Raw genomic sequence first — 22440 nt, 5'->3', positions numbered from 1 at the left:
TTCTCTCTCTACTCGGCCGCATCAGGCGTGGCCAACCCGTGCAGGTTAGCGTAGATACGTGCCGCGAGGGCGTCATTGATGCCTTCCACCTTGGCGATTTCCGCTTCGCCAGCGGCTTTCAGGCCCACAAGACCGCCGAAATGCTTGAGCAGGCTGGCGCGGCGGCGCGGCCCGATGCCGGGGATATCCTCCAGCTTGCTGGTCATCCGCGCCTTCTGGCGGCGCCCCCTGTGGCCGGTGATGGCAAAGCGGTGCGCCTCGTCGCGCACCTGCTGGATGAACTGCAGCGCCGGGTTGGCCGCGCCGGGGCGCAGCTCGCGACCGTCGGGCATCACCAGCGCTTCATGGCCGGCGCGGCGCTCCACGCCCTTGGCCACACCCACCAGCAGCACGCCTTCCACGCCCAGGTCGGCCAGCGCGGCCTGGGCCTGTGCCAGCTGGCCGGCGCCGCCGTCGATCAGCAGCACATCCGGCAGCACGCCCTGCTCTTCCACCGCGCGGCGGAAACGGCGGTCGATGGCCTGGCGCATGGCGGCATAGTCGTCGCCCGGCTCGATGCCGCTGATGTTGAAACGGCGGTACTGCGCGCGCACCGGACCGGCGGCGTCGAACACCACGCACGAGGCCACAGTGGCCTCGCCCAGCGTATGGCTGATATCGAAGCACTCGACCCGCTTGACCGGCTCGGCCAGGCCCAGCATCTCGCGCAGTGCATCGCTGCGCGCATGCTGCGCATTGCGGCTGTTGAGTTCAGTGGCCAGGGTCAGCTGCGCGTTGCGGCTGGCCAGCTCCACATAGCCGGCGCGCTCGCCGCGCACGTTCCACTTCAGCTGCACCTTGCGCTCGGCCGAGGCCGACAGCGCCGCAACCAGCAGGTCGGCATCGGGAATCTCGCGATCCAGCAGGATCTCGCGCGGCGGCTCGAATTCGATGTAGTACTGCGAGACGAACGCGGCCAGCACTTCCTCCGGACTCTCCTCGCCGTTGGTGCGCGGGAAGAACGGGCGGGTGCCGAGGTTACGGCCATCGCGGAAAGCCAGCAGCAGCACGCAGGCCTGCGAACCCTGCATGGCCACCGCCAGCACGTCCAGGTCGGCGGCGCGGCCGTCCACGTACTGGCGCGTCTGCATGCTGCGCAGCGAGGAAATCAGGTCGCGCAGGCGCGCGGCCTGCTCGAACTCCAGGGCCTCGCTGGCGGCCTGCATCTGCTCGCCCAGCTCGCGGGTCAGCTCGTCGCTCTTGCCTTCCAGGAACAGCGCAGCACGGCGCACCGATTCGGCGTAGTCCGCGGCCGGCACCAGCTCCACGCAGGGCGCGCTGCAGCGGCCGATCTGGTATTGCAGGCACGGCCGCGAGCGGTTGCGGAACACGCTGTCCTCGCAACTGCGCAGCTTGAACAGCTTGTGCATCAGGTTCAGCGTTTCGCGCACTGCGGTCACGCCCGGATACGGCCCGAAATAGCGGCCGGGAATGGCGCGCGGGCCCCGATGCAGGGCGATGCGCGGCCAGTCCTCGCGGGTCAGCAGCACATGCGGGTAGGTCTTGTCGTCGCGCAGCGAGACGTTGTAGCGCGGCGACAGCGACTTGATCAGCTGATTCTCCAGCAGCAACGCCTCGGCTTCCGAGCGCGTCACGGTCACGTCCATGCGCGTGATCTGCGAGATCATCGACATGATCCGCGCGTTCTTCGGGCTGCCGTTGAAATAGCTGCCGACGCGGTTGCGCAGCGCGCGCGCCTTGCCCACGTACAGCAGGGTGTCGTCGGCCGCGTACATGCGGTACACGCCGGGGGCGGTGCTGAGCTGGGCCGCGAAGGCCTTGCCGTTGAAGGCCGGGGCGGGAACGTCGGTCATTCGCTGATCGGGACTTCGCTGAGCACGCCGCTGTCGGGGTCGAATCGCAGCACGGCATGGGCGTCGGTCTCGGCGATCCACACCGCACCTGCGCCCACGGCCAGGCCAGCCGGGCCGTGCAGGCGGCGCGGCAGCGGCTGGGTGGTCAGTTCACCGCCGCCCAGGCGCAGCGTGCGCAGGCGACCGTTGCCGGTGTCGGCGATCCACAGCAGCGGGGCGTCCGCGCCCAGTGCGATCGCCTGCGGGAACTGCAGGCTGGCCTGCGCGCGCGGGCCGTCTTCACTGCCGAAGCGCCACGGCCCCTGCCCGACCAGTGTCTGCACCAGGTCACCACGCAGTTGCAGTGCACGGATCGAGGATCCCAACGCATCGGCGACGTACAGCACCTGCTGCACCACGGCCAGCGCGGTCGGTTGCGCGAAGGCAGCCAGATGGCCACTGCCATCACGCTCGTCGATGGAACCACTGCCGGCGCGCCATTGCAGGCTGCGCTGGCCCAGGTGGTAGCTCCAGATGCGGTTGTCGCCGGCCATTGCGATGTGCAGCTGGTTGTCGGCGATGGCCAGGCCAACCGGATGGTCCAGCGAGACCTGCCGCGCCTGCGCCACCGGGCCCTCCACCGGCGCGCCGGGTCGCCCGTTGCCGCACAGCGTGTCGACGATGCCGGTCAGCAGATTGATGCGGCGCACGGCATGGTTGCCGGTATCGGCGACGTACAGCGAATCGCGCTCCAGCACCAGCGCCTGCGGGCGGTGGAACGCCGCTTCGGCGAGATTGCCATCCATGAAATCGGCGGTGCCGAGGCCGAACTGACGCAGGATGCGGCCGCCATGGCTGCATTCGAGAATGCGGTGATGACCGCTGTCGGCGATGTACAGACGTTCGGTGCTGACCGCCAGCCCCTGCGGGAAGCGCAGGGCCTGGCGCGGTTCCGGATGCAGTTCGCTGCCGCCACGCGGCGGCGCCGAAGGTGCGCCCTGGCACAGCGCGTTCAAGGCGCGCTCCAGTTCACCGGGCGCGCCCTGCCCGACCAGCCGTTGCTGTTCACGGCCCTGCGCGTCCAGCAGCACCATGGTCGGCCAGGCGGTGACGCCGAAGCGGCGCCAGCCATCCCAGTCGGCATCGAGCAGCACGGGCATGGTCAGGCCCTGACGGCGCAGCAGCTTCAGTGCGGCCGTGGCATCGCGTTCGAAATCAAAACGCGGCACCTGCAGCACCAGCGGCTGCAGCTTGCCCGGGTGGCGCGACAGCCATTGGCCGAACTCGGCCAGGCGTTGCGCACTCCAGGCGGAGGCCGCATTGACGAACAGCAGCGCGACCGGCCGGCCGCGCAGTTCGGTCAGGGTGCAGGGGGTGGCATTGAGCCAGGTGGCGAATTCGGGCAGGTCCGGGACGGGCTGGACGTTCATGACCTGATTATGCCGGAGTCGGCGTCATGCAACAGTCGTGCCACCGCACGTTTTGCAGCATCGTCGACCAGCGACCAGACCTGTTCGAAATGATCGCTGCCGCCGGTGTAGGGATCAGGGATGGCTACCCGCCCCTGCCCGCCGGACCAGGGCAGATACAACGCCAGCCGTTCACGCTGGGCCGCCGTCGCCAGGCGCCCGGCATCACGCAGGTTGGCCTCGTCGGCACACAGGATCCAGTCGAAACGTTCGAAATCCACGGCCTGCAGCTGGCGTGCGCGCAGGCCGCCGATGTCCACGCCGTGCCCGGCCGCGCAGGCGATCGCGCGGCGGTCCGGCGGCTCGCCCACGTGCCAGTCGCCCGTGCCGGCCGAATCGACCTGCACCCGCCCGGCCAGCGGCGAGGCATCCAGGCGTGCGCGCAGCGCGCCTTCGGCCATCGGCGAACGGCAGATGTTGCCGAGGCAGACGACCAGCAGCCTCATCGCGCGGCCATCGCCTGCAGCAGCCCCTCGGCGCGCTCCAGGTCCTCGGGCGTATCGATGCCCGGTGGGAACGGCTCGGGCGAGATCGCCACGCTGATCGGGTAGCCCGCTTCCAGCACGCGCAGCTGCTCCAGCGATTCGACCTGCTCCAGCTGGCCCGGCGGCATCGCCGCGAACTGCTGCAGGAAGCCGGCGCGATAGCCATAGATGCCGATGTGGCGCAGCCAGTGATGGCCGTCCGGCAGCGTGTCGCGGCTGCGTGCGAAGCCGTCGCGGTGCCAGGCGATCGGCGCGCGGCTGAAGTACATCGCCTCGTTGCGCACGTTGCGCACCAGCTTCACGACGTTCGGGTCGAACAGGGTGTGCGCGTCCTCGACGGTCGTGGCGAGAGTCGACATCGGCGCAGTGCCAGCGACCAGCGCATCGGCCACCGCGCGGATGCCGGTCGCCGGCGCGAACGGTTCGTCGCCCTGCAGGTTGACCACCACCGTGTCATCGGCCCAGCCGGCAATGCGTGCGCACTCGGCCAGGCGATCGGTGCCCGAGGCATGCGTGGTCGCGGTCATCGCCACCTTCACCTCGGCCAACCCGGACAGCGCATCGGAAATGCGTTGGTCGTCGGTCGCCACCCAGACCTCGCGGGCACCGGCCTGCAGCGCGCGGCGCGCCACATGCAGCACCAGCGGCTCACCGCCCAGCGGGCGCAGCGGCTTGCCCGGCAGCCGCGAGGCGGCAAAGCGGGCCGGAATGGCGACGACGAATTCGGTCATGCGGGCGGTTCTCGGCAGGCTCGTTACAACGGGAATGCGGCCAGCGGCGCGTGAATGCAAGCGCCGCCGCGCCACTCAGTTCGGTCGCAGCTTGTCCAGGCGATCGGTCAACGCCACCCAGAACGCGGCGGGCAACTCGGCGCGCAGCGGAACCGCGTAGTGCCAGTCGTTGCCGAACGCCCGGCATTTCACCGCATCCTTTTCGGTCATCAGTACCGGCAACTGGCTGCCGAAGGACAGGTCCTGCGGCTGGTAGGCCTGGTGGTCGGCGAACGCATGCGGCACCACGCCGATCCCGCGCGCGCGCAGCATGTCGAAGAAGCGCTGTGGATGGGCGATGCCGGCCACCGCGTGCACCCGCTGGCCCTTGAAGTACGCCAGCGGGCGCGCGCGGCCACCGGCCAGCGGCTGCGCACTGTCGATGTGCAGGGACATTGGCCACTGGCCGAAGCCACAGGCCTGTGCCGCGGTCTCCTCATCGGCCTGGCCGAGGTTGACCACGCGGAAATCGCACTCGCTCGCGCGGCTGACCGGCTCGCGCAACGGCCCGGCCGGGATCATCCGGCCATTGCCATAGCGACGCTGGGCATCGACCAGTTCGATCTCGATGTCGCGCGCCAGCCGGTAGTGCTGCAAACCGTCGTCGCAGACGATTACATCGCAGCCGGCCTCGATCAGCGCCTTGCCGGCGGCGACACGGTCACGGTCCACGCGCACCGGCACGCCGGTCTTCCAGGCGATCAGCACCGGTTCGTCACCGCCCTTCGCGGTTGGCGTATCGGCCTGCACCCACAGCGGCTTGTCGGCGTCTTCGCGACCATAGCCGCGGCTGGCCACGCCCGGCTTCCAGCCGGCCGCGCGCAGGCGCTCGACCAGGGCAATCGTCAGCGGCGTCTTGCCGGTACCACCGGCGGTGATGTTGCCGACCACGATGACCGGCACCGGCAGCGAGTGGCGCTTGCGCCAGCCACGCCGATAGGCGCGCCGGCGCAGTGCGGTGACACCTGCGTACAGCGGCGCCAGCAGGCGCATCGCCCACGGAACCGGGGTGCCGTCATACCAGTACGGCGGGGTCTGGGTGCCCTTGCCGGCCATCAGTCCTGCCTTTCGCGGAACTGCATGCTGTGCAGATGCTGGTACAGGCCGCCCAGTTCGAGCAGCTCCTTGTGCGTGCCGCGTTCAACGATGCGGCCATGATCCATGACCAGTACCTGGTCGGCATGCTCGATGGTCGACAGCCGGTGCGCAATGACCAGCGTGGTGCGTTCGGGCATCAGGCGCTGCAGCGCGTCCTGCACCAGGCGCTCGGATTCGTTGTCCAGCGCCGCAGTGGCTTCGTCGAGGATCAGGATCGGGGCGTCGCGCAGGATCGCGCGGGCAATGGCCAGGCGCTGGCGCTGGCCACCGGACAGCAGCGCGCCGTTCTCGCCCACCGGGGTCTGCAGCTGCTGCGGCATGCGTGCGATGAACTCCCACGCGTTGGCGGCTTCGGCCGCCGCGCGGATCTGCTCGTCGGTCGCTTCCATGCCATAGGCGATGTTGGCAGCGATGGTGTCATCGAACAGCATGACCTTCTGCCCGACCATTGCCACCTGCCGGCGCAGGTCGGCCAGCGGGTAGTCGTCCAGTGCCACGCCGTCGAGGGTGATGACACCGCCGCTGGGCTCGTAGAAGCGTGGCACCAGCCGGATCAGGCTGGTCTTGCCACTGCCGGAACGGCCGACAATGGCCGTCACCGTGCCTGGCCTGGCAACGAAGCTGATGTCGTCCAGGGCGATGCCGCTGTCCTCGCGGTAACGCAGCATGACGTGGTCGAACGCCAGTTCGCCCCGCACGCGCTGCACGCGTCTCTGCCCCTGGTCGCGCTCCACTGGCATGTCGAGGATGCCGAACAGGCGCTCGGCAGCGGACACACCGCGCGAAATCGAGGTCTGTACGCTGGTCAGGCGGCGCAGCGATGGAATGATGGCCATCATCGATGTCATCAGGCCCATGAACTGGCCGGCATTGAGCCGGCCGGCCAGGGCTTCGCGGGTCGACACCCAGACGATCACCGCCAGCGCCAGTGCGGCCAGGAACTGCACCACGCTGGAGGCGGCGGCGCGGGTGACCTCGACCTTCATGTTCAGCGCCAGCATGCGGTTGGCCAGGCGCGAGTAGCGCGAGATCTCATGCTGCTGGGTGCCGTGCACCTTCACTTCCTGCTGCGCGGCCAGCGACTGCTCGGCAGTCTGCGCCATGGTGCCCATGCCGTCCTGGATGCCACGGCTGATGCGCCGGTAGCGCTTGCCCACGTAGGACACGATGCCACCGATCAGCGGCACCACCAGCAGCATCGCCAGCGTGACCTTGACACTCATCTGCAGCATCACCGCCAGCATCGCGACGATGGTGAGGGTATCGGCCACCACGGTCTTCAGCGCGTCGGCGCTGGCCTGGGTGACCTGCTCGGTATCGAAGTTCAGGCGGCTGACCATCACCGGCGTCGCTTCGGTATCGAAGTGCGACGACGGCAGGTGCAGGTACTTCTGCAGCACCTGCTCGCGCAGGTCGCGGACCACGCTGCGACCGGTCTTGGCCAGCGTGTAGTCACTGACCCAGGTGGCCACGCTGCGCATCAGGAACAGGCCGAGGATGGTGAGCGGCAGCACCACGGCCGCGCGCGGCTGCGGGTCGACGAAACCTTCGTTGACCAGCGGCTCCATCAGCTTGGTGAAGTGGTAGCCGGCCAGGGCCTCGACCACCATGGCGATGACCGCGCCCACCATGAACACCCAGTAGGTGCGGGTGTAGCCCAGCAGACGTTTGTAGATCGGCCACACCGGCGCGTGATGGGAACTCATGGACGCACCTCTGGCGCAGTTGCAATGGCGATACGACGGAAACCGAGTTGACCGAGCGCGTCCTGCGCAGTCACCACGGCCTGGTAGGGAGTGCGTGCGTCGGCGCGCAGCAGTACGGGCTGGCTGCGGTCACTGCCGGCCACGGACGCGATGGTCTGCTTGACCGACTCGACGTCGCTGCGCAGCACTTCCTGGTCATTGATGAAATAACGGCCTTCGGCGTTGATCAGCACGCTGAGCGAACGCGGCGGCTCGTTGTTGGGCTGCTGGCTGGCGGTAGGCAGCTGCACCTGCAGCGTCGAGCGCGCATCGAAAGTGGTGGTGACCACGAAGAAGATGATCAGCACCAGGATGACGTCGATCAGCGGGACCAGATCGATATGCGGTTCATCCTGGGAGCGGTCATTGCCGATACGCATCGATCAGGCCTTCGCCGCAGCGGCGTTGGCCGGTCGCGCCGGCGCGACCGGGTTCATCACCCCGGGGCGACCGTCGAGCGTGTCCAGCAGGGCACTGGCTTCCTGCTCCATTTCCACCACGTAGCCGTGGATGCGGCCCTTGAAGTAGCGATGGAACATCAGTGCCGGAATGGCCACGATCATGCCCGTGGCGGTGCACACCAGCGCCTTGCCGATACCGCCGGCCAGCTGGTTCACGTCGCCCACCCCATGGTCGAGGATGCCCAGGAACATCTGGATCATGCCGATCACGGTGCCCAGCAGGCCCAGCAGCGGGCCGGCCGAGGCAATGGTGCCCAGCGCGTTGAGGAAACGTTCCATGCGGTGCACCAGGTGGCGGCCGGTGTCCTCGATGCGCTCGCGGATCTGGTCGCGCGGACGATTGCGGGCTTCCAGCGCGGCCGCCAGCAATGCCCCCAGCGGCGAGTTGGCACGCAGGGTCTGCAGGTGCGCCGGGTCAAGCTTGCCGCGTGCGGCCCAGTTGCGCACTTCCTGGCCGAGGCCGGGCGGCAGCACTTCAGTCCGCCGCAGGGACCAGAAACGCTCCAGGATGATCGCCAAAGCCAGTACGCCCAACAGCAGCAGCGGCACCATCGGCCAGCCACCGGCCTTGACCAGTTCCCACACGTTTCAACCCTCCGGCCCAACGGCCGCTTGTTTGATCGGCGATAGGATAACAGCCGACCGCGCCCGCCCAGCGGCATCCCACCACCGGGATGCATGGATACGCTGTTCACGCAGCTGCAGCCCTTGTGCGCCAAGCCATACGCGGATCGCCCCGGACTCCGCAGTGGACACCACCTCGGCTCCCTGCGCCTGCCAGCGCCGGACCACGTCCCGGCGCGGGTGGCCGAAGCGGTTCTGGTGCCCTGCCGAAACCAGCGCCAGCCGGGCTGACACCGCCGCCACCCAGGGCGCGCTGGAGCTGCCGCCGCTGCCATGGTGCGGCACCAGCACCACATCCGCCTTCAGCGCCGCCGGAGACGCCCGCAGCAGCGCCTGTTCGGCCGGGCGGCCGATGTCCCCGGGCAACAGGACCCCACCATGCGCGCTGGCCACGCGCAGCACGCAGCTGTCCTCGTTTCCAGCCCGCTGGCTGCCGGCATCGGGGTGCAGCACCTGGAAGTCGACGCCGTCCCAGCGCCAGCGCAGGCCGCGCTGGCAGCGCCCGGCCCCGGCGATCGCGCTGCCCGGCGGCGCCAACAGGGGCAGCTCCGGCAACTGAAGGCGCAGGCTCGGCAGGTTGCCGGCATGATCGAGATCGTCGTGACTGATCAGCACGCGGTCGGGCCGTGCCTGCCCCAGCGCGCGCAATGACGGAACCAGGACCCGCTCACTGCCCTCACCCCCGATCGGCGGTCCCACGTCGTACCAGAGCGCATGCCGCGCGGTGCGCAGCAACACCGCCGTGCCCTGCCCGACGTCGTGTACCAGCAGCTCCAGCTCCCCCTCGGCCGGCCGCTCGCGCAATGGCCACAGCAGCGGCAGGCACAGCAGGAGGCCAGCCAGCCCGCCCCCGGCACCACGTGGCAGCAGCCACCAGAACACGCCCAGCAGCGCCGCCGGCACTGCCCAGGCCGGTGCCTCGGCCAACCACCACATCGCCTGTGGATGCGCCGCCAGTGGCTGCAGGGCCTGCCAGCTGGTTTCGAACAACCACGCCGCTGCACGCCACGCCCAGCACCCGGCGCCGTCATGCAGCACCTGCAGGGCGGTGCCCAGCAGTGACAAGGGCACCACCAGCAATGTCCACCAAGGGATGACCGGGAGGTTCACCAGCGGCCCCAGCCAGGCGGTGCCACCGAACAAGGCGATGCCCAGCGGCAACAGGCCGACGCTGGCCACCCCTTGTGCGGCCAGGAACCCGCGCAGGTTGGCGACCACCCCACGCGGACGTCCCTGCGGCAGGCACCAGACCAGCCACAGGACGCCGCCGAAGCTGAGCCAGAAGCCCGCGGACAGCACTGACAGGGGCGCCGGCAGCAGCAGCGCCAGCGCCGCCAGGGCAAGCCCCTGCACGAGACCCAGTGGGCGCCGCCCGCTACGCGCCAGCGCCACCAGCCCGATCATCAGTGCGGTGCGCACGGTCGGCAATTCACCGCCAGCCAGCACCGCATAGCCCGCTGCGGACAGGGCCGCAGCGCAGGCCGCCGCCTGGGGGCGTGGCCAATGCCGGGCCAGCAGCGGACACAGCCACCACAGCCCTCGGCACAGCAACGCCCCCAGTCCCGCCACCACCCCGACATGGAACCCGGAAATGGCCACCAGATGGGTCAGGCCCAGCGCCCGCAACTGATCCCAATCGGCGTCGGACAGGCCACGCGTATCGCCCAGGGCAAGCGCCTGCACGAAGCGCGCAGCTGGATGGGCCACCTGCACGGCGATGGCGGCGCTGGTGCGTTCACGCCATGCCGGCAGGCCATGCGCGGCCTGAAGCTCGCACGCGCTGGCCGGCGCCCGCACCGTGCCGTTGCCGGACACGCCGCGCAGCAGCGCATGGCGTTCACCGTCGAAACCACCGGGATTGATCCGCGAACGCGGCGCCCGCACGCGCAAGGCCAGATGCCACTGCGCGCCGGCCAGGACCTGATGGCGCCCACGCCCGGCGTCGGTGGCGTCAGCGGCACGCCAGGCATCGTTCCAGGTGACCTGCAGGCGCTTGCCGCGCAGCGATGGCAGTTCGCTGCTCTCGCTGACCTGCAGCAGGAAGCGGGTGTGCGCGGCTCCATGGTCCGGCAGATCGATGACCCGTCCACTGACCACCACATCCCGTGCTGGCTGGCCTGGCGGCAGCTGTTCCTGCATTGCCCAGTGCCCATGCATCGCCGTCCATCCGGCGCCCAGCAGCACGACCGCGGGCAGGCGCCCCCGCCAACGCAGGCCCCACCCCGCCATGCCAAGCACGATCATCACCGTGCTGACCCACAGCGGCGGCAGCCGCGGCAGCTGCACGCAGGCCAGCGCCCCCAGTGTCAGCGCCGCAGCGGCGCCACTGCCCAGCAAGGGAGACGGGGAAAGCTGGACGGCCATGGGTCCAGCCTGCCGCTACCGGCGGCAGCTTGCCTATCGGGACTTGCCCCGCAAACGCGTCAGCGCCGGACGCTACCGCGATGGAAATTGACCCGGAAGCTTGCGCCGCCTCCCGCAGCCTCACCGACACTGACCGAGCCACCGTGGTGCTGCACGATCTCCTTCACCAGGTGCAGGCCCAGGCCACTGCCGCTGCCCGCCGCGCGCAGGCGATGGAACGGCTCGAAGATCGCCTCGCGGTCGCTCACTGGAATGCCCGCACCCTGATCGCTGACCTCCAGCAAGCCGCGCGCATCCAACCGCACGCAGATGGTGCCACGGCCACCACCATGCACGATCGCGTTGTGCACCAGGTTGGCAATCACCCGCCCCAGCGCCAGACTGTCGCCGTGGATCCACACCGGCGCTTCCGGCGCGTCCACTTCGAATCCATAGCCGGCACCCACCACCAACGGCGCCAGGTCCGCGGCTGCCTCACGCACCAGCAGGGCCAGGTCCAGCCGCTGCAATGCGCCGACATTGCGGTCAAGGCGCTGCAGATCGAGCAGGTGCTCGGCAACATTGCCCAGCCGCGCCACGTCGGTCAGCAACTGCGACTTCAGCTCGCCCTGCGGCAGCTGAGACAGTCTCGCCTGCACCACGGCGATCGGCACGCGCAATTCGTGCGCCGCGTCGGCGAGGAACTTGTCGCGCGCTGCATAGCCCTGCTGCACCTTGTCGATGGCATCGTTGAAGGCTTCCACCAGCGGCGCCACTTCCGTGGAGACCAGCCGCGCATCCAGCCGCGCACCGGGCTGGCCGATATCCAGTTCCTTGGCCTGCTGCGCAGAACGGCGCACGCCGCGCATGGCACGGTGGATCACGGTCGGCATCACAAGCAGAGTGACCACGATCAGTGGCAGGAAGAACCACAGGCCGATCAGGCGCAGCACCATCAGCGCGCCATCCAGCAGCCCGCCCTTGGGCGCGCCACCGACCATCACGGTGATGCGGCGCCCGTCCTCGTTGCGGATCATCACCCGCGCCACGTCCAGGTAGGGGGGCACCAGCGAGCCCAGTTCCGTGGCGCCCACGGTCGGCAGCCGCGCGAGCATCGGCGCGTGGATGGCCGGGATGGTGCCGCGCTCGAGCCACATGCCCTTGTCATCCACCGCGGCGAACCAGAGATTCCCCCCGGCGTTGGCATCGAGCTTGTCCCAGCGCGCCTGGTCCAGCACCAGGTGCCCGCCTTCGCTGTGCACCGCCTTGGCCACCGCCTCGGCAACGAACATGTCCATGCCCCAGGAGTCCTTGTCACCCCAGGTCAGGATCAACGCGACCACCGCGAACAGTACGGTGAAGGCCTGTGCCAGGAACAGGCGCCAAGCCAGGCCAAGGGTGATCGAACGGATCGGACGGGCCATCTCAGGCCTCCGCCAGCAGGTAGCCGACGCCGCGGATCACGTGGATCTCCACCCCCGCCCCGGCCTGCTGCAGCGCTTTGCGCAGCTTGGAGATATGCGCATCGAGCGCATTGGACTGGATCTCATCATCGAACCCGTACACTGCAGCCTCCAGGGCACTGCGGGTCACCGTGCGGCCCTGCCGCATCGCCAACGCCTGCAGCACCAGCACCTGCCGACGTGGCAATGCCAGGGGCTGGCCCTCCACCTGTGCCTGCAGCGATTCGAAATCGAACTCGAGCCGCCCCAGCCGCAGGCTCGGCGTCACCATCGCCGAAGGCCTGCGCGATACCGCGCGGATGCGTGCCATCAGTTCCTCGATCGCCACCGGCTTGACCAGATAGTCATCGGCACCGACGTCCAGGCCTTCGACCTTGTCCGACAGCGTCCCCTTGGCGGTGAGCATGATCACCGCCAGGTTCGGCCGCAGCGCACGCGCCGTCGCGACGAATCCGGCGCCATCGCCATCGGGCAGCTGGCGATCGAGCAGCAGCAGCTGGTGCACCGGTTCGCGCAAGGCGAGCGCGGCCTCGGCCAGGCTGCCGACCACATCGGCGACCACGCCCTGCCGCTCCAGGCCCGATTGCAGGGCGCGGGACAGATCAGGATCGTCTTCGACCAGGAGGATGCGCATCAGGGACTCGTCAACCGGAAACGCTGCCGATCATAGTGCCTGGCGCCGTGATTTTGCGCCCATGCATGCCGAACGCGCGGGCGCAATGTTCTGACAATGTTGCCCCGTCACCATGCGCAGCCATCCCCTGCAACGTGGCTGATCGATGCCGTCGCTGTCCCCGCACCTGCTGCGCCCGCTACTGCTCACCACGGCCCTCGGCGTGCCGTTGCTCGCCCATGCTGCCGGGCAGAACCCCGGCGTGCAGGCCGGTATCAGCGCTGGCGCGACCTCCGGTGCGTACGCGCACTATGACGTCAAACCGCTGGTGGTACCGGCCATCGCCTGGCAGGGCGAGCGCTTCTTCGCCAGCCCCGGCTCACTTGGCATGTACCTCTACAAGGATCAGGGGTGGCGGCTGTCGGCGGCGGTCACGCCCTACACCCTGCGCTTCAAGACCGGCGACGTGAATGATGCTCAGCTGCGCCGCCTGCACAGCCGGCAGATGTCGGCCATGGCGGGCATCAACGGTGAGTACAGTGCCGACTGGGGCATGGTCGAGGCCAGCGTGATGCGGGACGTGACCGGCCATGGCGGTGGTATCGAGTCGCGCCTGCATTACAGCCATCCGATCCAGGCAGGCCGCTTCACCTGGGTGCCGCGGGTGGGTGTCGTGCATTCCAGTGCACGGCTGCTCGACTACTACTACGGCATCAGTGACGAAGAGGCACTGCGCTCAGGCCTTGCCAGCTACCGTCCGGGTAGTGCCACCTCACCGAGTCTGCAGATCGCGGTCAGCACGCCACTGGGCATGAAGTGGCGCGCGACCGGCGTGGTGGCCAACCAGTGGTTCGGCGACGCAGTGAAGGACAGCCCGATGGCACGACGCGGCACGCAGACCTCGGCCTTCATTTCCCTGATGCGCTCGTTCTGAACGAGCGCCCCCGCTACGGACAAGGACCCCATGGCCTCCGTCTTCCCCACCGCAGACGCTCACGCGATCCTGCGTGCACCGGACCTGGACAGCGCAGAACGCGCCTATCTGGGACTGATGCCCGACCTTGAACATGTGAATGCACTGGCCCGCCGTGCAGTGGGCCTGTCACGCGTTGCCGACGCGGCACGCGGCTATGCGTTGTCGATGACTCTGGTCGGACTGCGCCTGCAGGAGCTGGAGATGGGCGAGCCAACGGCCAGGGAACATCGTCAGGCCACCCTGCGCAGCCTGCGCCAGGCCTTCAGCGCCTGACAGCACCCGCACAGGCACTGCCGCCGCACCGGTGGCAGCGGGAGTCATCGGGTCAGCAGGTCCCGCCACCCGGCAGGCCCGGCGCGGCAGCGTCGTTCAGCGCAGCGTGGTCCACGCCAGCAGCGCGCTCAGGATTGCGACCCAGATCACTGCCTTGAACGTGCCTTCCAGCATGTTGCCGCCGAACAGGCGTTCCATGAGCGGATTGGGCCTGGACACCGGGACGTGATCACTCATGCGGCAGTTCCTTGCAGTAATTGCGCAGTTGCGCAGTTGCGCCGAGTCTACGCCTGCGCGGCCCGGATTCATCGCCATCTGCCTGCCTTTGGCGGCCCAATCCCCGCCTTCGTCGCAGGCCGGCTGCGGTGCCCGGCCGACCATGCCAGCCTGCACGCACTTTCCCGCTGGAGCACCGTGCCATGCCGATGCTTGCCCTGATCCTGCTGTTCTCCAGCCTGTTCGGCGACGGCTGCGGGCCCACCGAGGATGCCCTGCGCAGCCAGATCCTGCGCACCGAGGATCGGCAGGCCATGCATGAAGCGCAGCCCCTTCAGCTCTATCACCTGCGCCAGGACCGCGTGCTGCGGCTGGGCAGCCAGCAATCGACAGACGACACTGGCGCCAGCCCTCATCCTGCGCTGGCCCGGGTAGGTGTGGCGCAGCTGTGGGAACGCGTCGACGGCCAGTGGCGCATCCAGCGTTCGATCAGCATTACCCACTGATTTCATGCCACTGAACCGGCACGGATGCAGCTTCGCGGGAACGCCAGGCTCCCCGGAACGAAAAAAGCCGGCCCCGGGGCCGGCTTTCATCGTTTCCACCACTTCACCGGCAACGCCGGGAGCAGGTGGTGGGCGGTACAGGGTTCGAACCTGTGACCCCTACCATGTCAAGGTAGTGCTCTACCGCTGAGCTAACCGCCCATCTTGTTCTTGCCGCCCGAAGGCTGGCCTTGTTACGTAAAAACCCGGCGCCAGGGCCGGGCTTTGCAGTTCACGACAGCCCTCTTCCGAGGACTTCGTGGTGGGCGGTACAGGGTTCGAACCTGTGACCCCTACCATGTCAAGGTAGTGCTCTACCGCTGAGCTAACCGCCCGTATTGCTTCTGCATTTCCGCGATTGCGTCGGTGCAGGCCGCGTATATTACGGATGCGGGCCGTGAAGCGCAACACTTTTGTGAAGATGATGCTGCACTGCCACGTTCAGCCCAGGCTGGCTTCCTTCAGCTGCCGGATCTGGTCACGCACCCGTGCGGCATCCTCGAATTCGAGGTCCTTGGCGTGCTGGTACATCTGTTGTTCCAGCGCCTTGAGACGGGTCGCCAGCTGCGCCGGAGACAGCGAACGATAGTCGGCCGCTTCTTCGGCCACACTCGCCCGGCCCTTGCCCTTACCCTTCTTGGCTTCCTTCTCGGCGGCATCCGAACGCGCGCCTTCGAGGACATCGACGATCGGGCGCGCCACCGAGCGCGGCACGATGCCATGTTCTTCGTTGTACTCGACCTGCTTGGCACGGCGCCGGTCGGTCTCATCGATCGCCGCCTGCATCGAGCGGGTGATCTTGTCGGCGTACAGGATCGCCTTGCCGCGCACGTTGCGTGCGGCGCGGCCGATGGTCTGGATCAGCGAGCCGGTGGAGCGCAGGAAGCCTTCCTTGTCGGCATCGAGGATCGCCACCAGCGATACCTCGGGCATGTCCAGGCCTTCACGCAGCAGGTTGATGCCGACCAGCACGTCGAACTTGCCCAGGCGCAGGTCGCGGATGATCTCCACGCGCTCGACCGTATCCACGTCCGAGTGCAGGTAGCGCACGCGGATACCGTGTTCGGTGAGGTACTCGGTGAGGTTTTCAGCCATGCGCTTGGTCAGCGTGGTGACCAGCACGCGGTCGCCCGCCTTGATGCGCGCGTTGGCCTCGCTCATCAGGTCGTCGACCTGGGTACCGACCGGCCTGATCTCCACCACCGGGTCGATCAGGCCGGTTGGGCGCACCACCAGTTCGGTGATCTCGTCACCGGCTTCACGCAGTTCATAGGGCCCGGGCGTGGCCGACACGTAGATGCTGCGCGGGCAGCGCTCCTCCCATTCCTCGAAGCGCAGCGGGCGGTTGTCCAGCGCCGACGGCAGGCGGAAACCGAACTCAACCAGGGTTTCCTTGCGCGAGCGGTCACCCTTGAACATGGCGCCGATCTGCGGAATGGTCACATGCGATTCGTCGATCACCAGCAGCGCATCCGGCGGCAGGTAGTCGAACAGGGTCGGTGGCGGCTCGCCGGCATTCTTGCCGGTCAGGTGCCGCGAGTAGTTCTCGATGCCGTTGCAGTAACCGACCTCGGCCATCATTTCCAGGTCGAACTGCGTGCGCTGCGCCAGGCGCTGCGCCTCCACCAGCTTGTTCTGCGCGTAGAGCTGCTCCAGCCGCTCCTTCAGCTCTACCTTGATCGTCTCGATCGCCGCCAGCACGCGCTCGCGCGTGGTCGCATAGTGGGTCTTCGGGTAAACCGTGAAGCGCTGCATGTTGCGCAGCGTCTCGCCGGTGAGCGGATCGAACAGGGTGATCTTCTCGACCTCGCCATCGAACAGTTCGAGGCGCAGTGCTTCGCTGTCCGACTCGGCCGGGAACACGTCGATCACTTCGCCGCGCACGCGGAAGGTACCGCGCTGCAGCTCGTACTCATTGCGCGTGTACTGCAGCTGGGTCAGGTGGTTGATCAGGTCGCGCTGGTCGATGCGCTCGCCCTTTGACAGGATCAGGCGCAGTGAAAGGTAGTCTTCCGGCGCACCCAGGCCATAGATCGCGGACACCGTGGCCACCACGATCGCGTCCGGGCGCGACAGCAGAGTCTTGGTCGCGGCCAGCCGCATCTGCTCGATGTGTTCGTTGATCGAACTGTCCTTCTCGATGAAGGTGTCCGACGACGGCACGTAGGCTTCGGGCTGGTAGTAGTCGTAATAACTGACGAAGTACTCCACCGCATTGTGCGGGAAGAACGCCTTGAACTCGCCATACAGCTGCGCCGCCAGCGTCTTGTTCGGTGCCATGATCAGCGTCGGCTTCTGAACGTTCTGGATGACGTTGGCGATGGTGTAAGTCTTGCCCGAGCCGGTCACGCCCAGCAGGGTCTGCTTGGCGATGCCGGCCTCGAAGTTGCTGGTCAGCTTCGCGATGGCGTTGGGCTGGTCGCCCGCCGGCGAATACGGCGAGACAAGTTCAAAACTGTCGCTCATGGTGTTGCCAGTTCCCGGGAAGGGTCAGTATACGGGGCGAGGGGTGACGGCCGGCTGAGGGGTCTCCGGGCAGACCGCTACGGGGATTCCCGATGGCGGCCGCACAGCCGGGCGCGGAGGCTGGATGCATGCGCACTGCCCAAGCCCCCTGCCTGCTCGGCCCCCGCTCTGCGCGGGGCGTGCACCTGACCGAACTGCTGGTGGTCATCACTGTGCTGGCGGTGCTGCTGGCCGCGTCCTGGCCGGCGCTGCAGCCCCTGCTGCTGCGGCAACGCGCCGATGCACTGCAACTGACCCTGCATGCCAGCCTGTCCGGCGCACGCAGCGAGGCCGTGCGCAGACGGGAGCTGATCGGCCTCTGCGCCAGTGTCGACGGCCGGCACTGCAGTGACGACTGGAGCGCCGGCTGGATCATCTACCGCAGCGGCGACCAGCGCGGGGAGCCTGCCTCGCCGGAGGCGATCCTGAGCCACCACACCGGGCGCTCGGACGTCTCGATCCTTGCCCAGGCCAGCAGCGGGCGTCCGCTGCTGTTCTTCCAGGCAGATGGACGCAGCCCGGGGGCCAACCTGACCCTGCGCATCTGCGCGGGCAACCAGCTGCATGGCGCATTGATCGTCAACAATGGCGGCCGCGCCCGGAGTGAGCGCGTGAACCGCGATACACCCTGCTGAATGCCTGCGCAGAAAAGCAGAAGCCGCGATTTCTCGCGGCTTCTGCAGTATCTGGCGCCCGAAGTTGGACTCGAACCAACGACCCCCTGATTAACAGTCAAGTGCTCTAACCGGCTGAGCTATTCGGGCGGGGAGGCGCATTGTACTGGTCGATTACAGGAAGATCAACATCTGTTTCACCAGCAGCTGGCAACGCCACCGTCGGCCGTCTTGCGGTTGGCCTGGTCCACGCTCAACTTGCCACAGCTGTCCTTGGCCTGCGTGCCCTGCGGGGTGGCGGTGATGGTGAAGCTGGTGCCGTCTCCCTTGTAATCCAGGTTGTAGCGCGCAGTCCCTCCATCACGCGGCGACACCTTGGTCGGCAGTGCGTAGCCGGTGTAGGAGTTGTTGCTGGTGTGGTAGCGCTCCGCACGCTGCGCATACTCGGCCAGGTCCGCCTTCACCACGGCGCGATGCGATCGGCGCACGTACTCCTGGTAAGACGGAATGGCGATCGCCGCCAGGATGCCGATGACGATCACCACGATCATCAATTCAATGAGCGTGAAGCCAGCCGCGCGGCGAGGCATGGGAGTGTGCAACATGGGCGTGGATCCTCGCACTTGGGTTACTGGAGCTGGCGCCAGGACTGGCGACCGCACGGGTAAGGCAGATACAGCGACTGGCTGCCCGCAGCACCCACCGCCATCCAGCAGGAGCTGCCACCGGGCGGTGCCTTGTTGTCCGTCGGACGTGGCAACACCGACAGCGAAACGTCACGCACCGGCGCGGTTCCTCCTGTCTTCAATGCAATGGCCGCGGTGCCGGAGGCGGGTCGGCTGCCGGTCGGCGAGCCATAACGGACGTTCTCCAGCATCGGCAGGCCGCTGATCGACGACAACCCGAACAGCCAGTTCGAACCACTGGTCGAACAACCAACCGTTTCCATGTTGGGTACATAGGTCGGCATGAAGACAATGCCACTGACCAGGATCGGGTTACCTACTGCGCGTTCACCGTTGCCGGCAGGCAGCTGGATCATCCAGCCGCGGGCGTTGGCCGGCGCCGCACCCGCGGTGATCTTGCGCTCATCAACGCCTGCAGCGGCGGCCGCGGCCGTGTACGGTACCAGGTTGGCAGCGGTCACCGTCGAGGTCACCGTCTTGCCCGACAGATCGTTCACGGCGTACAGCGCCTGCTGCGACTTGTCATCCTTGTCGCTGGTGAAGGAGAAGCTGCCGGTGCCGAAGTAAAGCATCACGCCGCCCGAAGGACCGGTCGCGGCGGTCATGCCACCGGTGATCGGCTGACGGTAGGTCCTGTTGGAGGAGTCCTGGGCAACCTGGCTGGTGAACATCGGCACGGTCAACGTGGTATTCGCACTGCTGGTCAGGTCGAACTTCCACACGGCGCCACGCTGATCGGCGGCATAGACGGTGTCGGCCAGGCCATCACGACCGCGCGCATCCTGGTTGGTACCGGTCCAACGATCGACAACGACCACATTGCCCAATCCGTTGTCACCGGAGATGCCAGCGCCCGAGGTACCCTCGACGGCTTCGATCATCCGGATGTCGCCACTGGCCATATCGACCACGAACAACACCGCCTTGCCGTTGGCGCTGCCGTAGCCATTACCGAAGATCGCCTTCCAGGCCACGCCGGTGCCACTCTTCACCGGCACGATCACCGGCTTGCCCAGCACGAAACCGATGTTGTTGCGCACCTCATCCCGCAGCGACGAATTGATGTCACTGATTTCCCACAGCACGTTGCCGGTGCCGAAGCTGCCCGGCGTGGTGACGTTCAGCGCGAACACCGAACGGCCACCCGCACCCGTGGTGCCTACCAGGCTGGTCTGCCAGGCGGTGCCGTTGAACGTATCGGACACCGTCACCGGACCATCGACGTAGTAACGATGACGGAAGGTCTGGTCGGCCGTGTCGGATTTGTAGGGGAACAGCAGGTTGGCCATGTGGCCCAGCGCGGTGGCCGGGATGTAGGCAAAGCTCTCCGTGCCACCGGTGCCGTCCTGCTTGGCATCGGCCTTCATGCCGCCGTCGAAGGCGTGCAGCATGCCATCATTGGCGCCGACATAGACCATGTACCGCTGCGACTTGGCCTTGGTGGCCAGGTAGTCCGTATAGCTCTTTGCGTAGGTGCCACCCAACTGGCGGTAACCGTAGTCGTCCAGCGGCGAGCTCACCACCGGCGCCGAATTGACGATGTCACCCAGCGGCGTGGTGCGGTCACGATACTTGCCACCGTTGCGGACTTCGGTCGAGCTGTCGGCACTGAGATAGTTGATCGCGCTGGCCAGATCAGCCTTGATCGCCGTCAGCTTGTCGGTGGAGCACACCAGCATCGTCGCGTACTTGCCGTCAGGCTTGCTGCACAGGTCCTGCAGGCTGATGCGGGCGCTGTTGAAATCCACGGGCGAACCCAGCTTGTTGGCGACGATCCGGCGGCCGGACGATGTCAGGCGGCTGGAGGCTTCCCATACCTCGGTGAGCTCGGCCACCTGGTTGGCGTTGACCTTGACGCTGGACGCGGTCAGCTTGCTCGACCAATCAGTGCCGCTGTTGGTGATGTCATAACGCGGGGTGACCGCCAACGAGCCGGTACCGATGCGTGCACCACTGATACCGATCGTGCCTGAAGGCGACGCACCACCGGTGATCGAGGACAGTACCCGGCGCATGGCCTCGGTGACGTCGGCCGGCGTCTGCGCATTGATGAACTCGCCACGGCTGTTGACGGCCGCGTGCCACAGTTCATCGATGACCGTACCGTCGTCGACATTCAGCGGGTTGCCGTTGCCAGCCCAGTTCGGCGGGTTCTTGTAGGGATCGTCGGTCGCTGCCTGGTTGACGCCATAGATCTTGCCCTGCGCGCCCAGGGTCACGCCGTAGAAGTTCATGTGCAGGTCGGTCTGGCAGTCCAGGCGCTTCCAGTCCGGGCTGCTCTTGTCCAGCGAACTGCACTTGTCACTGACCGGCACCTGGCCGGCCGGGAAGCTGGTGCCGGTGCGTAGGGGTGTGCGGGCGCCGGCATAGGCCGCCGCCGCGATGTCGGCGATGGTATTGCTGTAGCCATCGGCGAACGGAATGGACGGCAGGTGCGTGGAATTCACCGAGTCCGCATCACCGAACGATCCGTTGGGTGCATTGCCGGAGTTGGTGTAGCCGTCGGTGAACAGCATGCCGCCATTGCGCTGGCAGGCCAGCTGCACGGGGGCGTCGGCATCGGTACGACGGAACTGGTCGACCAGATATTCAACCGCGCGGCGGTTGGGCGTGCCGCCATTGCCGGTGAGCGTGTAGATCTGCTTGTAGAGATCGGCACGATTGGTGACCATGTCATACATGGTCGCGTTGCTGAGCTTGTTGATGGTGAAGTAGCCCACGCGCATCGTATCGACGCTCACCAGCGCCGCAGTCGACGAACCGACGATCGCCAGCACGCGGTTGCGGTGGTACTGGAACCAGTTGGCAAAATTCTGGATCGCGGCGTTGTAGGCGGCCGGGCTCGAGTAGTTGCCCGGCTTGATCTGGTAGCGGCGCATGTCGCAGCCCGGACCACAGGCACCCTTGATCACCGGGCGACTGGCGTCGTCGGTCTTGTATCCGTCCGGTGCAGGCGCTGCGGCCGGCAGGTAGAAGGTGGCCGGGAAGTAGCTGATCGCGTATGTGGTATTGCCGGTGTTGCTGATCGCAGCGGTCTTCCACCCGCCATCCCACCAGTTGTCGACATAGTATTCATTGCCGGTGCCGGACAGGTCGGGAATCCGCATGCCGCTGACGAACTGGAACTTCTCCGACGTCTCGGCGCGATTGACGGTCATGTTGTACACGGCATTGTAGCCGCGCTGCCCGGACCGGGGATCGGCGCGGGTCTGGGTGATCGAGGCATTCGGCCACAGCGTGCCGTCGGCATTGGTCCACGGCCGGTAGGTCACTGCCGGATTGAAGTAACTGGCGTTGTAGACATGCGAACGCGCGAAACCGTAGATGTCCAACGGCGGAATGGCCCGGCCCGGTGAATATTCCTTGTTGAATTCCGCGTGCGGGTAAAGGTAGAGGTAACAGTCCACCGAGTTGTTGGCACACGCCGAGCCCACGCTGAAGAAGCTTCCGTCGTTGTTGAAGAAGCTGTTGGTGTTGCTGTTCCAGCGCATGCGGCCGTCACCGCCGGGGAACATGCGCTCGAAGTTCATCGAACCCGAATCGTCCACCGCCATGATGAACGCCGGTGTCGCGCGGGTCTGCACGTTCATCGGCTCCTGTGCCAGCACGCCCTGCGCCTGTGCGGCAAACAAGGTATGCGCCAGATAGCCGCCAGCGGCCAACACGGCAAGGCCAACGCCTGCCAGGATCCTGCGGTTGCGAGTGTTCATGGGTTCCCCACC

19 protein-coding genes and 3 tRNA genes are annotated in these 22440 nt (G+C 67.3%); 4 read left to right on the top strand and 18 right to left on the bottom strand.

Going from position 1 to position 22440, the window contains the following annotated elements:
• Positions 1-8: 8 nt before the first annotated feature.
• The 11 genes from uvrC to ACEPA4_RS07260 all read right to left on the bottom strand — a co-directional run bounded on the left by uvrC (position 9) and on the right by ACEPA4_RS07260 (position 12924).
• Positions 9-1853 carry an excinuclease ABC subunit UvrC gene (gene uvrC / locus ACEPA4_RS07310; RefSeq protein ID WP_005415984.1) on the bottom strand — a complete coding sequence of 615 codons (1845 nt, stop codon included), beginning with the start codon at positions 1851-1853 and terminating at the stop codon, positions 9-11.
• Positions 1850-3262, bottom strand: coding sequence for an NHL repeat containing protein (locus ACEPA4_RS07305; RefSeq protein ID WP_005415983.1), 1413 nt, complete (start codon positions 3260-3262; stop codon positions 1850-1852). The genes uvrC and ACEPA4_RS07305 overlap by 4 nt, the downstream gene beginning before the upstream one ends.
• A complete protein-coding gene (locus ACEPA4_RS07300) occupies positions 3259-3747 on the bottom strand; it encodes a low molecular weight protein-tyrosine-phosphatase (RefSeq protein ID WP_065177369.1) in 489 nt (162 codons plus the stop codon). Before ACEPA4_RS07300 ends, ACEPA4_RS07305 begins: the two co-directional genes overlap by 4 nt.
• Positions 3744-4517 (bottom strand): 3-deoxy-manno-octulosonate cytidylyltransferase, encoded by a 774-nt coding sequence (kdsB, locus tag ACEPA4_RS07295; RefSeq protein WP_053500516.1) that lies wholly within the window; start codon positions 4515-4517, stop codon positions 3744-3746. The genes ACEPA4_RS07300 and kdsB overlap by 4 nt, the downstream gene beginning before the upstream one ends.
• A gap of 75 nt (positions 4518-4592) precedes the next feature.
• Positions 4593-5612 carry a tetraacyldisaccharide 4'-kinase gene (gene lpxK, locus ACEPA4_RS07290; RefSeq protein WP_065186114.1) on the bottom strand — a complete coding sequence of 340 codons (1020 nt, stop codon included), beginning with the start codon at positions 5610-5612 and terminating at the stop codon, positions 4593-4595.
• Positions 5612-7360: a lipid A export permease/ATP-binding protein MsbA gene (gene msbA / locus ACEPA4_RS07285; RefSeq protein WP_049438204.1), complete on the bottom strand. Its 1749-nt coding sequence runs from the start codon at positions 7358-7360 to the stop codon at positions 5612-5614. Before msbA ends, lpxK begins: the two co-directional genes overlap by 1 nt.
• Positions 7357-7779, bottom strand: a complete 423-nt coding sequence (locus ACEPA4_RS07280; RefSeq protein WP_005415977.1) for a biopolymer transporter ExbD — start codon at positions 7777-7779, stop codon at positions 7357-7359. The genes msbA and ACEPA4_RS07280 overlap by 4 nt, the downstream gene beginning before the upstream one ends.
• Before the next feature lie 3 nt (positions 7780-7782).
• The gene (locus tag ACEPA4_RS07275; RefSeq protein WP_061478482.1) at positions 7783-8445 is read right to left on the bottom strand and encodes a MotA/TolQ/ExbB proton channel family protein; all 663 of its coding nucleotides are present in this window, start codon (positions 8443-8445) and stop codon (positions 7783-7785) included.
• A gap of 3 nt (positions 8446-8448) precedes the next feature.
• Positions 8449-10848 carry a DNA internalization-related competence protein ComEC/Rec2 gene (locus tag ACEPA4_RS07270; protein WP_065186112.1) on the bottom strand — a complete coding sequence of 800 codons (2400 nt, stop codon included), beginning with the start codon at positions 10846-10848 and terminating at the stop codon, positions 8449-8451.
• 59 nt (positions 10849-10907) lie between these two features.
• Positions 10908-12251, bottom strand: coding sequence for a HAMP domain-containing sensor histidine kinase (locus ACEPA4_RS07265; RefSeq protein ID WP_262090861.1), 1344 nt, complete (start codon positions 12249-12251; stop codon positions 10908-10910).
• A gap of 1 nt (position 12252) precedes the next feature.
• Positions 12253-12924, bottom strand: a complete 672-nt coding sequence (locus ACEPA4_RS07260; protein ID WP_005415973.1) for a response regulator transcription factor — start codon at positions 12922-12924, stop codon at positions 12253-12255.
• 145 nt (positions 12925-13069) lie between these two features.
• On the opposite strand from ACEPA4_RS07260, the gene ACEPA4_RS07255 reads away from it, so the two are divergent.
• Together ACEPA4_RS07255 and ACEPA4_RS07250 are read left to right on the top strand one after the other, a co-directional pair.
• The gene (locus tag ACEPA4_RS07255) at positions 13070-13837 is read left to right on the top strand and encodes a MipA/OmpV family protein (protein WP_005415972.1); all 768 of its coding nucleotides are present in this window, start codon (positions 13070-13072) and stop codon (positions 13835-13837) included.
• Positions 13838-13867: 30 nt separating this feature from the next.
• On the top strand, positions 13868-14152 hold the full coding sequence (locus tag ACEPA4_RS07250; protein ID WP_005415971.1) for a hypothetical protein: 285 nt from the start codon (positions 13868-13870) through the stop codon (positions 14150-14152).
• 96 nt (positions 14153-14248) lie between these two features.
• Here ACEPA4_RS07250 and ACEPA4_RS07245 read toward each other — a convergent pair whose 3' ends face one another.
• Positions 14249-14389 carry a hypothetical protein gene (locus ACEPA4_RS07245; RefSeq protein ID WP_171955946.1) on the bottom strand — a complete coding sequence of 47 codons (141 nt, stop codon included), beginning with the start codon at positions 14387-14389 and terminating at the stop codon, positions 14249-14251.
• A 182-nt stretch (positions 14390-14571) separates the two neighbouring features.
• Between ACEPA4_RS07245 and ACEPA4_RS07240 the strand changes: the two genes are divergently transcribed.
• Positions 14572-14874, top strand: coding sequence for a hypothetical protein (locus ACEPA4_RS07240; protein ID WP_053500528.1), 303 nt, complete (start codon positions 14572-14574; stop codon positions 14872-14874).
• Positions 14875-15000: 126 nt separating this feature from the next.
• Here ACEPA4_RS07240 and ACEPA4_RS07235 read toward each other — a convergent pair.
• From ACEPA4_RS07235 to uvrB, 3 genes are all read right to left on the bottom strand, one after another.
• Positions 15001-15075: transfer RNA gene (locus ACEPA4_RS07235), tRNA-Val, on the bottom strand.
• A 98-nt stretch (positions 15076-15173) separates the two neighbouring features.
• Positions 15174-15248: transfer RNA gene (locus tag ACEPA4_RS07230), tRNA-Val, on the bottom strand.
• Between the two features lie 106 nt (positions 15249-15354).
• Positions 15355-17379 carry an excinuclease ABC subunit UvrB gene (uvrB, locus tag ACEPA4_RS07225; RefSeq protein ID WP_005415968.1) on the bottom strand — a complete coding sequence of 675 codons (2025 nt, stop codon included), beginning with the start codon at positions 17377-17379 and terminating at the stop codon, positions 15355-15357.
• A gap of 128 nt (positions 17380-17507) precedes the next feature.
• On the opposite strand from uvrB, the gene ACEPA4_RS07220 reads away from it, so the two are divergent.
• Complete coding sequence (locus ACEPA4_RS07220; RefSeq protein ID WP_262090862.1) at positions 17508-18053, top strand: GspH/FimT family pseudopilin; 546 nt, start codon at positions 17508-17510, stop codon at positions 18051-18053.
• 52 nt (positions 18054-18105) lie between these two features.
• Here the strand turns inward: ACEPA4_RS07220 and ACEPA4_RS07215 are convergent.
• The 3 genes from ACEPA4_RS07215 to ACEPA4_RS07205 all read right to left on the bottom strand — a co-directional run bounded on the left by ACEPA4_RS07215 (position 18106) and on the right by ACEPA4_RS07205 (position 22428).
• A tRNA-Asn gene (locus ACEPA4_RS07215) sits at positions 18106-18182 on the bottom strand.
• Between the two features lie 47 nt (positions 18183-18229).
• A complete protein-coding gene (locus ACEPA4_RS07210; RefSeq protein ID WP_005415966.1) occupies positions 18230-18637 on the bottom strand; it encodes a type IV pilin protein in 408 nt (135 codons plus the stop codon).
• A gap of 23 nt (positions 18638-18660) precedes the next feature.
• A complete protein-coding gene (locus ACEPA4_RS07205) occupies positions 18661-22428 on the bottom strand; it encodes a pilus assembly protein (protein ID WP_262090863.1) in 3768 nt (1255 codons plus the stop codon).
• Between the last annotated feature and the right edge of the window lie 12 nt (positions 22429-22440).

Origin of the sequence: Stenotrophomonas sp. P2112, from assembly GCF_041897515.1 — a bacterium.
GTDB classification, from domain to species: Bacteria; Pseudomonadota; Gammaproteobacteria; order Xanthomonadales; family Xanthomonadaceae; genus Stenotrophomonas; species Stenotrophomonas sepilia.
This window is presented reverse-complemented; position numbering and strand designations above follow the sequence as displayed.